At 66.3% G+C, this 11,915-nt stretch carries 13 protein-coding genes and 1 pseudogene; 9 read left to right on the top strand and 5 right to left on the bottom strand.

The window, feature by feature from the left end; all coding sequences use genetic code 11:
- Window positions 1-22: 22 nt before the first annotated feature.
- From LG306_RS12330 to LG306_RS12295, 8 genes and pseudogenes are all read left to right on the top strand, one after another.
- Window positions 23-583 (top strand): adenylate kinase, encoded by a 561-nt coding sequence (locus LG306_RS12330; RefSeq protein ID WP_017506042.1) that lies wholly within the window; start codon window positions 23-25, stop codon window positions 581-583.
- Window positions 584-610: 27 nt separating this feature from the next.
- Complete coding sequence (locus LG306_RS12325; RefSeq protein WP_404414933.1) at window positions 611-1,342, top strand: energy transducer TonB; 732 nt, start codon at window positions 611-613, stop codon at window positions 1,340-1,342.
- 138 nt (window positions 1,343-1,480) lie between these two features.
- A complete protein-coding gene (gene rpsM, locus LG306_RS12320) occupies window positions 1,481-1,849 on the top strand; it encodes a 30S ribosomal protein S13 (protein ID WP_026108555.1) in 369 nt (122 codons plus the stop codon).
- Between the two features lie 9 nt (window positions 1,850-1,858).
- Window positions 1,859-2,248, top strand: coding sequence for a 30S ribosomal protein S11 (gene rpsK, locus LG306_RS12315; protein WP_013268944.1), 390 nt, complete (start codon window positions 1,859-1,861; stop codon window positions 2,246-2,248).
- Window positions 2,249-2,341: 93 nt separating this feature from the next.
- Window positions 2,342-3,361, top strand: a complete 1,020-nt coding sequence (locus LG306_RS12310) for a DNA-directed RNA polymerase subunit alpha (protein ID WP_017506040.1) — start codon at window positions 2,342-2,344, stop codon at window positions 3,359-3,361.
- 104 nt (window positions 3,362-3,465) lie between these two features.
- Window positions 3,466-3,885, top strand: a complete 420-nt coding sequence (gene rplQ / locus LG306_RS12305; protein WP_055804627.1) for a 50S ribosomal protein L17 — start codon at window positions 3,466-3,468, stop codon at window positions 3,883-3,885.
- Between the two features lie 89 nt (window positions 3,886-3,974).
- Window positions 3,975-4,433: a GNAT family N-acetyltransferase gene (locus LG306_RS12300; protein WP_404414927.1), complete on the top strand. Its 459-nt coding sequence runs from the start codon at window positions 3,975-3,977 to the stop codon at window positions 4,431-4,433.
- A gap of 189 nt (window positions 4,434-4,622) precedes the next feature.
- A pseudogene (locus LG306_RS12295) lies at window positions 4,623-5,527 on the top strand (LysR substrate-binding domain-containing protein).
- Here the strand turns inward: LG306_RS12295 and LG306_RS12290 are convergent.
- Together LG306_RS12290 and LG306_RS12285 are read right to left on the bottom strand one after the other, a co-directional pair.
- Window positions 5,499-6,356: an ABC transporter permease subunit gene (locus tag LG306_RS12290; protein WP_404414924.1), complete on the bottom strand. Its 858-nt coding sequence runs from the start codon at window positions 6,354-6,356 to the stop codon at window positions 5,499-5,501. The pseudogene LG306_RS12295 and the gene LG306_RS12290 sit on opposite strands and share 29 nt — an antisense overlap.
- Window positions 6,346-7,257: an ABC transporter ATP-binding protein gene (locus LG306_RS12285; RefSeq protein ID WP_404414921.1), complete on the bottom strand. Its 912-nt coding sequence runs from the start codon at window positions 7,255-7,257 to the stop codon at window positions 6,346-6,348. Before LG306_RS12285 ends, LG306_RS12290 begins: the two co-directional genes overlap by 11 nt.
- Window positions 7,258-7,416: 159 nt before the next feature.
- Here LG306_RS12285 and LG306_RS12280 point away from each other — a divergent pair, with 159 nt between their 5' ends.
- Window positions 7,417-8,994: a hypothetical protein gene (locus LG306_RS12280; RefSeq protein ID WP_404414919.1), complete on the top strand. Its 1,578-nt coding sequence runs from the start codon at window positions 7,417-7,419 to the stop codon at window positions 8,992-8,994.
- A gap of 139 nt (window positions 8,995-9,133) precedes the next feature.
- Here the strand turns inward: LG306_RS12280 and LG306_RS12275 are convergent, their stop codons facing one another.
- From LG306_RS12275 to LG306_RS12265, 3 genes are read right to left on the bottom strand one after another with little or no spacing between them, the layout of a single operon-like run.
- Window positions 9,134-9,691: a CDP-alcohol phosphatidyltransferase family protein gene (locus LG306_RS12275; protein ID WP_404414916.1), complete on the bottom strand. Its 558-nt coding sequence runs from the start codon at window positions 9,689-9,691 to the stop codon at window positions 9,134-9,136.
- A gap of 8 nt (window positions 9,692-9,699) precedes the next feature.
- Entirely contained in the window at window positions 9,700-10,479 is a 780-nt protein-coding gene (locus LG306_RS12270) for a thioredoxin domain-containing protein (protein ID WP_052689612.1), read from the bottom strand.
- Between the two features lie 26 nt (window positions 10,480-10,505).
- Window positions 10,506-11,906 carry a M48 family metalloprotease gene (locus LG306_RS12265; protein ID WP_404414913.1) on the bottom strand — a complete coding sequence of 467 codons (1,401 nt, stop codon included), beginning with the start codon at window positions 11,904-11,906 and terminating at the stop codon, window positions 10,506-10,508.
- Between the last annotated feature and the right edge of the window lie 9 nt (window positions 11,907-11,915).

Below are 11,915 nucleotides of genomic sequence, written 5' to 3'. Positions count from 1 at the left end.
ACGCCCAGGGGAGGGCTGAAGCATGAACTTGATCCTGTTCGGACCGCCGGCGGCGGGCAAGGGGACCCAGGCCAAGCGGCTGGTGGAAGAGAAGGGCATGGTCCAGCTCTCCACCGGCGACATGCTGCGCGCGGCCATCGCCTCGGGCTCGGAGCTGGGGCTCAAGGTCAAGGACGTGCTGGCGCGCGGCGATCTGGTCACCGACGAGATCGTCATCGCCCTGATCGAAGATCGTCTGACGGAGGCTGAGGCTGCTGGCGGCGCCATCTTCGACGGCTTCCCGCGCACCGTGGCCCAGGCCGAGGCGCTGGACGAGATGCTGGCCAAGCGCGGTGTTCAGATCGACGCCGTCGTCCGCCTGAAGGTTGACGACGCCGCCCTGACCGAACGGATCGCCAAGCGCTTCGCGGAACAGGGTCGTCCGGACGACAATCCGGAATCGTTCAAGGTCCGGCTCGAGGCCTACAACCGCAACACCGCGCCGCTGCTTCCCTACTATGAAGCCCAAGGCAAGCTGACCGAAGCTGACGGCATGGGCTCGATCGAGTCTGTCGCCAAAGCGATCGACGAGGCCCTGGCCTGATTTGCGTTTTCGGGCGTTGATCGCCTGATGACCGAATTAGACGACCCAAAACCTGAGAAGACCCGCCTGCGTCGCTGGCGCATGGCGGGCATATTCGTCGCCGTCGCTGTCGCGGAAATTGGCCTGTTCCTGTGGCTGGGACAGGTGAGGGGGCCGGCGCCGACTCCTGTGGTCGAGCCACCGCCGTTCGAGGTCGTGCTCTACGACCCGCCGCCGCCGACTTCCAACGAACCCCCGGCGCCCGAGACCGGCGGCGGCGCCCCCGCTGCGCCATCCGTCATTCACACGCCGCCGCCTCCGCCCAAGGAACGCCCCCGCGAAGTTCCCGCCCCGCCTGTCAAGGCGCCGGAGCCTGCGCCCGTCGTCGGCATCGCACCGTCGCCGTCGCCGCAACCCGGCTTCGGCCAGGGCGGGCAGGGGACAGGCAGCGGATCCGGCGTCGGCTCTGGATCTGGCCCCGGCAGCGGCTCGACTGGACCGCGTCTGGTCACCGGTCCCACCATCGGCCAGATTCGCGCCAACCACCCGCTAGGCGCCCGCAGCCGTTACGGCCGCGTCGAACTGTCCTGCATCATTCGCCTCGACAGCCGGCTGGACGGTTGCCGCGTCGTTCAAGAGACGCCCCCCGGCCTGGGCTTCGGCGCGGCCGGCTTGCAGGTCTCCGGCTATTTCCGCTTCCAGCCGCCGACGGAAGACGGTCGGCCAGTGGAGGGCCAGCGGGTCACGGTCGGCGTCGATTTCGGCCGTCCGCCGCGCTGAAGCGGCGCCGCGCGGGAGCGGATGTTGACGCCCGGTGAATCATCTGTATAAGGGCGCCTTCCCGCGAAGGGCGCCACGCTCCTGGTTTGTTAACCGGAGCGTTTGTTGCGTCTGACTAACGCGTATCTGGAGAATTTCGTGGCCCGTATTGCTGGCGTCAACATCCCGACCAACAAGCGCGTAGAGATCGCGCTTCAGTATATCCATGGCATCGGCCCCGCCGCCGCCAAGGACATCACCGAGAAGGTGGGCATCGAGCCCGCTCGCCGGGTGAACCAGCTGACGGACGCCGAAGTCCTGTCGATCCGCGAAACGATCGACAAGGATCACACCGTCGAGGGCGACCTTCGTCGCGAGACGTCGATGAACATCAAGCGTCTGATGGACCTGGCCTGCTATCGCGGCCTGCGTCACCGCAAGGGCCTGCCGGTCCGCGGCCAGCGCACCCACACGAACGCCCGCACCCGCAAGGGTCCCGCCAAGCCGATCGCCGGCAAGAAGAAGTAAGACAGACACATGGCCAAGGAACCGGGTCGCGTAAAGAAGCGCGAGCGCAAGAACATCACCTCGGGCGTCGCCCACGTGAATGCTTCGTTCAACAACACCATGATCACGATCACGGATGCCCAGGGCAACGCGATCTCGTGGTCTTCGGCGGGTCACATGGGCTTCAAGGGTTCGCGTAAGTCGACCCCTTACGCCGCTCAGATGGCTGCGGAAGACGCTGGCAAGAAGGCCCAGGAACACGGCGTGAAGACGCTGGAAGTAAACGTTTCGGGTCCGGGCTCCGGCCGTGAGTCGGCCCTGCGCGCGCTGCAGTCGGTCGGTCTGACGATCACGACGATCCGCGACGTCACGCCGATGCCGCACAACGGTTGCCGTCCGCCCAAGCGTCGTCGCGTCTAAGCGATAGCGTTCTAAGGCACCCCCAATCTCCGTCCGCTCCATCATGGCCTCGTCGACAAGGCCGGAGCAGGCGAAACCCGTTCGAGGGACAAAATGATCGAAAGAAACTGGCAAGAGCTGATCCGTCCCGAGAAGCCGCAGATCGAGATCGGTTCCGACGCCCAGCGCAAGGCGCGCCTGGTGGCCGAACCCCTCGAGCGTGGCTTCGGTGTGACGCTCGGCAACGCGCTCCGTCGCGTTCTGCTGTCCTCGCTGCAAGGCGCGGCCGTCACGGCCATCCAGATCGACGGCGTCGTTCATGAATTCTCGTCGCTGGAAGGCGTGCGCGAAGACGTGGTCGACATCGTCCTGAACATCAAGCAACTGGCGCTGCGCATGCACGCCGAAGGCCCCAAGCGCATGACTCTGCGTGCCACGGGCCCCGGTCCGGTGACGGCCGGCCAGATCGACGTGCCGGCGGACATCGAGGTTCTGAACCCCGACCACGTCATCTGCACGCTGGACGACGGCGCATCGGTGCGCATGGAACTGACCGTCCAGAACGGCAAGGGCTATGTCGCCGCCGAGCTGAACCGTCCGGAAGATGCGCCGATCGGCCTGATCGCCGTCGACGCCCTGTATTCGCCGGTCAAGAAGGTGGCTTACCGCGTTGAGCCGACCCGTCAGGGTCAGTCGCTCGACTACGACAAGCTGTTGCTGGAAGTCGAAACCAACGGTGCGGTCACGCCGGTTGACGCTGTGGCCTATGCCGCGCGCATCCTGCAGGACCAGCTCCAGATCTTCATCACCTTCGAAGAGCCCAAGAAGGCTGTCGAGCAGTCGGACGGCAAGCCCGACCTGCCCTTCAACCCGGCGCTGCTGAAGAAGGTGGACGAGCTGGAACTGTCGGTTCGTTCGGCCAACTGCCTGAAGAACGACAACATCGTCTACATCGGCGACCTGATCCAGAAGACCGAGGGCGAAATGCTTCGCACCCCGAACTTCGGCCGCAAGTCGTTGAACGAGATCAAGGAAGTTCTCACGACGATGGGCCTCAGCCTCGGCATGGACGTGCCGAACTGGCCGCCCGAAAACATCGAAGATCTGGCCAAGAAGTTCGACGACCAGATCTAAGTTCAACCCTCCGCCCGTCTCCTTCGGGAGAATGTCGGGGCGGTTAGAAGATTACGGTTCCAGGTCCGATTGAGGATACCGGTTCCGGAGTAGGAGAGACCCAGATGCGCCACGGCGCCGCCCATCGTAAACTCGGTCGCACGAGCAGCCACCGCACCGCCATGTTCGCCAACATGGCCGCCTCGCTGATCAAGCACGAGCAGATCACCACGACCCTGCCCAAGGCGAAGGAACTGCGTCCCTTCGTCGAGAAGCTGGTCACCCTCGCCAAGAAGGGCGACCTGCACGCGCGTCGTCAGGCCATCAGCCAGGTTCGGGACGTGCCGCAAGTCGGCAAGCTGTTCGAAACGCTTGGCCCGCGCTACAGCGAGCGTAACGGCGGCTATATCCGCATCATGAAGGCCGGCTTCCGCCACGGCGACAACGCCCCGATGGCCGTCATCGAGTTCGTCGATCGCGACGTCGAAGCCAAGGGCAAGGACTCCGGTCCGGTCCTTGCCTTCGAAGGCAACGACGAAGACTAAGATTTGGTCGTTTGACCAAACGCCGGAAGGGCGGTCGGAGCGATCCGACCGCCCTTTTGCTTTGCGTGGAAACCGGACATGAGGGGTGAATGACTGGCGCCATCGTCGATTTCCGTCCCGATCACGCCGCCGCCTGGGCGCAGTTGAACACCGCCTGGTTGGTCGAGGGCGGGTTCGCCATCGAGGGCAAGGATCAGGTCGCGATCAATGATCCGCAGGGCGAATTCCTGGACAAGGGCGGGCGCATCTTCATCGCTGAGAAGGATGGTGAGGCGGTGGGCTGTTGCGCCATGGTCCCGACTGACGACGGGGTGGAGGTCTGCAAGATGACCGTCACGCCCGCCGCGCGCGGCCTGGGTCTGGCGCGACGCCTGCTGGACGCCTGCGAAGCGGCGGCGCGGGAAACGGGCGCTGCCCGGCTCTATCTGGAAACCAACAGCGCCCTGCAGCCCGCGATCGCCTTGTACGAAGGCGCCGGCTTTCTGCATCTGCCGCCACGGCCCACGCCCTATGCGCGCGCTGACGTCTTCATGGAGAAGCGGCTCTAGCCGTCCAGAATGGCGGCGATCGCCATGATCCAGATGAGCAGAATGCACAGGCGGTAGGCGATTTGATCCCGAGGCGAGCGGCGGGGTGGTTTGGGCGGTGGGTTTGGAAGCGGCATCGCCAAGCTTGAAGCCGATAGGCGACGACAGCGAAATCGATTAAGCGGGTTGAGCTCTGTGAGGGTAGGTCACATGTGGGGTCGCGCACCGCCGCCGCTGAATGCGCTGCGAACCTTCGAAGCGTTCGCGCGGCATGGCAGCATGACCCGTGCAGCGGCCGAGTTGTCTGTCACCCACGGGGCGGTCAGCCGCCAGATCGCGGCCTTGCAGGCTTCGCTGGGAGTGGTTTTGGTGACGGGACCACGCCATGCGCTTACGTTGACGGAGACTGGGGCGAAGCTGGCCGAGGGCCTGACGCCAGCGTTTAGCGCGATCATGGATGCGGTCGAGGCCGCGCGGCAGGGCGCGGTGCGGGAGATCGAGATTTCCTGTCTGGGCACCTTCGCCTTGAAATGGCTGATCCCGCGCTTGCCGTCATTTCTGGAGGTGCATCCTGACGTGCGCGTTAGGCTGTCGGAATCCTATGCGCCTGTCGATTATCGGCGCGACCGCTTCGACGGCGCCATCCGCATCCTGGAGCCGTATCAGGTCCATGCGCGACCCTTTTTGGCTCAACATCAGGGACCTGTCGGATCGCCATCCATGATGGCCAGCTGCAGACGATGGAAGCCTTAACTGGCGCGCCGCGGCTGCATTCGGCGACCTTCCGTCGAGCTTGGTCGGTTTGGGCTGAACTGGCCGGCGTGACCCTGGCGCCGGCGGCGATGGAGCGAGAATTCGCGCACAATCATTCGCTGGTGGAGGCGGCGATCGCTGGATTGGGCGTGGGGATTGCGCCCTGGGCTTTCGTGGCGCCGGACGTAATGGCCGGCCGGTTGGCCGCGCCGTTCGGCTTTGTCGAGCGGCCGTCCCGGTTCGTCTTTCTGCGGCCAGAAGGCCGCAAGGATGCGGCGGTGGACGCCTTCCGCGACTGGCTGGTTGCGGAAGGCGCGCGTAGTCCGTCGCCGCCTATTCCTTCGACAGGTCTTGGCGGTTGAACCAGGCGACGGCGGCGGCGAAAGGGACGCCGATCCAGATGGCCAGGCTGAGGACGCCCTTCAGCACGGCGTGGTCGGGCAGTTGCGACGCCGATGCGCCGCCCTCGATGGCGGCCTTCAGCAGGTCGGTGGCCATGCCCGGCGACAGCAGCGGCAGAAGCCAGCCGTCCGGCGTCACGCCCATCGGCAGCAGCAGTTGGGGCAGGAAGAACTGGGCCACGCCGATCACCAGCGGGGCGAACAGGGCGGCCAGCAGCGACCGGGTCACCACGGCGGCCACAAGGCCGACCATGGTGAACTGCAGGATGCGCGCCCATGAGGTCAGGGTCAGCAGGCCGAAATCGGCGGCTGCCGCGCCGGTCATCGAGAAGGTGAGGGGCCGGCCGAACACCGCCGCCTGGATCACACTGGCGATCACGTCCGAGATCAGGGCGGCGAAGGTCGCCAGCACGATCACCAGACCCACAACCGCGACCTTGCCAATCAGCAGGTTGGGACGGGTGTTGCGAGCGCTGATCAGCCGCCAGGTTTCCCAGCGATAGTCGCCGGCGTAGATGGTCGCCGCGCCGATCAGGACGAACATCAGGATCGCGGGATTAGCGAAGTCGCTGGCGCTCTTGACCAAGGTCAAACCCAGATCGAGCGGTCCGCCCTTCATCAGTTCGGGCGGCAGCTTGCCGGCCAGCTTGGCCTCGTTGGCCTTGGCGACCACGAAGCCCAGAGTGGCGAGGATCACGCCCATGATGGGGATGAACAGCACGCTCCAGAACAGAGCGGTGCGGTTCTTGGACAGGCGGTAGGTTTCGGAACGGATCGCGTCAGCCAGCACGGTTTTGCTCCTGCACGCCGGTCCAGCCGGTTTCGCTCATGAAGACGTCTTCCAGGTCCGCGCCAATCCAGCGGGCCTCTTCGATATCGACGCCGCCCTCGACCAGAGCCTTGATGGCGGCGGCGGCTTCGGCGCGCGGCACGGCGGCCACAAGGGCGTCGCCCTCAAGCATCGCGCGGTCGCCCAGCACGGACATGGCCTTGGCCAACGGCGTGACGGACAGGCGCAGACGCTCGCCCGAGGCGGTCAGGTCGGAGACGCGGCCTTCGGTGATCACCTTGCCCTTGTTGAAGATGGCGACGCGGTCGCAGACGCGCTGGACCTCCTGCAACTGGTGGCTGGCCAGGATGACGGTCACGCCGTCGTGGTCGGCCAGGCTGCGGATCAGGGCGCGCATCTCCTGGATGCCGGGCGGATCCATGCCGCTTGTCGGTTCATCCAGAATGACCAGGTCCGGCTTGGTCATCAGGGCGGCGGCGACCCCCAGGCGTTGCAGCATGCCGACCGAAAAGCCCTTCACCCGGCGGTTGGCCGCCTCGGTCAGGCCGACGCGTTGCAGCCAGTCAGCGATCTCGGCCGAGGACACGCCGCCATGGGCGCGGGCCAGCCACTCCAGCACCTGACGGGCGGTCATGAACGGCGGAAAGCGCGGCGTCTCGATCATCGAGCCCATACGACGCATCGAGGTCGGATCGCCAATCCGACCGCCCATCACCGTGGCCTCGCCCTCGGTCGGCCGAATCAGGCCCAACAGCGTGCGAAACAGCGTCGATTTGCCCGCCCCATTGGGACCCAGAATGCCGTAGACCCCGCCGCGCGGGATCGACAAGGTCAGGCCGTCCAAGGCCTTTACCGTCCCGTAGGTCTTGGTCAGGCCGCGAATGTCGATGACGGTTTCCATACGTCAAGCTTGGCGAGTGAACGCCGGTCGCACAAGCCGTTGCGTGGTCGTCGTCCATTAAGTTTAGGCAATGGTTGGGATCGCCGCCCCCTGCGCGAGCTGCATTTGGCGCTAGGCGTTTTTGAGCGCACACTGGTCGCCAGAGGGAGAGGGGCGAAGATGCGCAAGAGTCTGTGGGTCGCGACGGTTTCGGTCGCCTGTCTGATTGCGCCCGTGGCGGTCGCTGACGCCACAGCAACGGCGGGGACGTTGGCCCTGATCACCAATCCGCAGGTCTGCGGCCGGGTCGGGGCGGTCGGCGATGTCCAGCCGACACGCGACATGGTCATGGCCCCAGGCTTCGGCGACGAGGGTTTCGCGGTCGATACGAAGAACCCGGAAGCCCAGGCCTGGTTCGACCACGGGGTGCGACTGCGCTGGGCGTTCGAGCACTCGGAATCGGTGCGGGCGTTCAGGAAGGCGAGGCAGTTGGACCCGTTGTGCGGCATGTGCGCCTGGGGCGAGGCCTGGGCGATCGGGCCGAACCTGAATGGCGGCGGCGGCGATCCCGAATCGATCGCCACAGGCCTGCGCGTCGCACGTGAGGCGCGGCGTCTGGCCCGCGACGCCACGCCGATGCAGCGCCAGATGATCGACGCCCTGATCCAGCGCTATTCCGGCAAGGAGAAGTCCCGCGCCGTGCGTTACGCCCGCGCCATGGACCGGATCGCAAAGCGTCATGCCGACGACGTATCGATCGCCTCGATCACCGCCGACGCCTGGATGCTCCAGCCCGAGGGCGAATGGTGGGACAAGGACGGCAAGGCGACCGATCCGGCCGTCACCCGCGCCATGGCGATCCTGGAGCACGCCCTGACGGTCAAGCCGAACGATCCGGGCGCCATTCACCTGTACATCCACCTGACCGAATGGTCGGACGATCCACACAGGGCGCTGGCCTATGGCGAGCGGCTGGCCCTACTGGCGCCGGGGGCCAGCCATCTTGTGCACATGCCGTCGCACACCTTCTATCGCGTCGGGCGCTACAAGGACGCGATGATGTCCAACGTCAACGCCGTGGCGCTGGACAAGAGCTACGACCAACTGGTCGGGCCGCCCGGCGGCATTCGCGGCATGCGGCTGCATGCCCACAACATCCATTTCGGCATGGGCGGCGCCCTGATGGCGGGCGGGGCCGAGCGGGGGCTGGAGTTGGCCGACTGGTATATGGCGACCTATCCGCAGCTGGCGGGACCGCTCGAGGCGGGCGAGGACGGCTATGTCGTCTATCGTCAGGTGATGGCGGCCGACGCCTATGCGCTTTACGGCCGGTTCGGTTCGGACGCCCAGGTCGCGGCGCTGACCGAGCCGGACGTGGGCCGTCCGCTGATGCGGGTCGGCTGGCGATACGCGCGGGGCGAGGCTGCGGCAAGGCGCGGCGATTCGGCGGCGGTTCGGGTCGAGGCCCAGGCCATCGCCGCCCTGCTGGCGGACAAGGCGTTCAACGGCCCGATGGCGGATCGTCAGACCGGTTTCGCCGAACTGTTCCAGAAGGTGCTGGAAGGCCGCGCGGCCATGATTGATCAGGACTATCCCGCCGCCATCGCCGCCTATGGGCGGGCGGCGGCGATCCAGGCCATGTCGCCCGAAGGCGGCGATCCGCCGATGATCTGGTATCCGACGCGCCGAAGCCTGGCCGCCGCCATGCTGGCGTCCGGCGATGCGGGGGGGCCAAGGCCAAGATCGGCGAACTGCTGAAGGATTGGCCGAACGACCCGTACAGCTACTACGTCCTCTACCGCGCCGAACAGGCGCTGGGCGACGAGGCGGCGGCCAATGACGCCCTGCGCCACGCCGGCGTCGAATGGATCGGCGGACAGATGAGTTTGGCCGAGGCCTAGCGCCCAAGGACGAAGACAGACGGCACGTCGCAGCGCCAAGTCTTCAGCCGCATCGTGATGGCGAAAGCCTCAATTTGTGAAAGCACGCCTAGTCCGAAGGTGAACCACAACAGCCAGTTCGTCTGACCCGTGACGAAGAGCTGAACAAAGAGCGCCCAGAGAAACAGGCAAAATAGCTTGGACAGCCAATGATGAGGCGAAGCCTCGCGCCGGAAACGGGCGAAGCTGACGGCGTGATTGGCGACCTCGAAAACCATGAGGACCAGAATCAATGGCCCGACCACTGCAGCCAGGCCGGGATGCATCATCCAAAGGGCCAAGGCGGCGCCCAACCAAAAGATCACGTCCGCCCGGCCATCCCAACGTCTAAGCGTCGGCGTGACGACCTTCAGCCGCCGCGCGATGACGCCGTCGAAGATGTCGGACAACACCGCCAGCGACAGCAAGATCGCGGCGGCTCCACCTGCCTGAGGGGCGATCAGCGACAAGCTGACCAGCGCAGGCGCGCAGAGCAGCCGGAAGATCACCAGAACCCAAGGCAGGCGGTTCAGCATCTAAACGATCAGCGCTTCGCCGCTTCGATCAGTTTGCCGATTTCGGCCGGGTCGATGCCGGGGCTGGCCTTGCCGTTGACGAAGAAGGTCGGCGTGCCGCGCAGACGCAGGGCGGCGGCCGTGGTGTGGATATCGGCGATGTGGCGGGTGGTGTCGGGCGCGGCGATCGCTGCCTTGGCGCGGGCCATGTCCACGCCATGCGCCGCCAGGATGGCGTCGATCGCTTCGATCGACAGCGCCCGCTCGGTCATCAGGGCGTCATAGACCTCCAGATACTTGCCCTGCTGATGCGCGGCCAGGGCGGCGCGGGCGGCGTATTGCGAGGTGATGTCGTCGCCGCGGTCCAGAATGGGCCAGTCCTTGAAGACGAAGCGGACCTCCGGATGGGCAGCCATCAGGGCGCGATAGTCGTGGGCCACGGCCTTGCAGCCGGGGCAGCGGAAGTCGAAGAACTCGATCACCGTCACCTTGGCGTTCGCCGGACCGAAGGCCGGATCGCGGGCGTCGGGCGCCAGGAGGCCGGCGTTGGCGGCGGCGGCCTGGTTCGTCTCCTCGACGGCGGCCTCGGCGTCCTTGGTCTGAAGCGCCATCTGCGCCTCCTGCAAGACCTCAGGATGCTCCAGCAGATACGCACGCACGTTCGATCCACCGGTCAGATAGGGCGCGGCTGAAAAGCCCAGCGCGATGACCGACAGGCCTAGGGCCAGATAGCCGGCGCGGCCGCCGCTGAGCCATCCTGGCTTGGCGGTCTTGGGTTCGGGCGCTGGCGTGGGGGCGTCGTCGGTCATTCAGGCTCGCAGTCGGCGGTAAGCGGTCAGTTGAGGGTGGCGGGCCGGCGCGCGGCGTCACGGCGGTCCAGGTCGTTGAGATCGTCGGGCGTGGCGCCCGAGGCTAGGACGATATCGACGGCGCGGCGCCATTCGATCGAGCCGGGATCCAGCATGGAGCGGGCGCGCAGGGCGAACTGGGTGGCCTGTTTCTCGTCTCCGCCGGCGAAATAGTATTCCGCCGAGGCCAGTCGCGCCTCGCCCTCCTTGCCCTGAGAGGCATAGGCCTGGGCCAGCAGTCGCCAGGCCATGGTGTTGTCCTTCTCGGCGACGACGGCGTGTTTCAGCTGGTCGATGGCCTCGTCCAGCTTGGCCTTGTCATTGGTCTCGATCAGGGCGTGGGCCAGGTTGACGCGCAGCAGGGGGGCGTCGGGCTTCAGGCGGACCGCCTCGCGGTGGGCGGCGACGGCCTCGGCCGGGCGACCTTCCTCGAACAGGATCTGGCCCTTCAGTTCCTGGAAATAGGGGTTGTTCACGTCGCCGGCGATCAGCGCATCCACCGCCATCAGCGCCTTGTCCGTCTGGCCGTCGCGATACCAGGCGATGGCCCGCGCATAGCGGCCGGGCAGGGAGGTGTCGGTCGACGGATAGTCGCGCAGGGTGGCATTCGGCGGATCCATGAAGGCGTGAATCTTGGCCAGGATCAGCGCGTGCTGCGCCATACGTTCGGGGCTGTCGCGATGGTCGTAGTGCGGCTGTTCCTGCACATAGCGGCGCAGGCTCTCGATCCGGTTCGAAGACAGGGGGTGGCTGCGGAAATAGGGATAGCGGCGGGCGTCGGAGAAGACCTCCTGCGAGCGGAAGTTCTCGAAGAAGGACACCAGCCCGGCGCCGGATTCGCCGGCCGCCTCCAGCGCCCGCGCGCCCGAGATGTCGGCCTCGCCTTCTTGGCTCTGCATGTAATGCAGCGCGCCCAGAGCGCCGAAGTACTGGCTTGAGCCGAGCAGGGCGACGCCTGCGTCCGGCGCGCCGGCGGCGATGGCCAGGGCGCCCAGCGCCATGGTCATGAACATCGGCTGTTTGCCGGCGTTCTCGGCCCCGTCGCGCAGGGTGTGGCGGTTCTTGATGTGGCCCGCCTCGTGCGCCATCACGCCCAGCAGTTCGCCGGGGGTCTTGGTGCGCAGGATCAGGCCGGTGTTGACGCCCATGATCCGCCCGCGTGTCGCAAAGGCGTTCAAGTCGTTGTCGTTGACCAGCAGAACTTCGATGTCGTTCGGGTTCAGCCCCATGGCCACGAAGACCGGGTCGGCCCATTCGCGCACGATGCCCTCGACCTCGGTGTCGCGGATCAGGCTTTGCGCGGAGGCCTGGCCGGCGACAGAAACAGCCATCAAGGCCGTCGCCGCCGCCGCCAGAACGCGGGATGCAGATCGGGGAAGCCATCTCATGGCTCTACT

The organism is Brevundimonas vesicularis, from assembly GCF_044807075.1.
Lineage (GTDB): Bacteria > Pseudomonadota > Alphaproteobacteria > Caulobacterales > Caulobacteraceae > Brevundimonas > Brevundimonas vesicularis_G.
The sequence above is the reverse complement of the archived record's forward strand: the minus strand, read 5'-3'. Positions and strand labels throughout refer to the sequence as shown.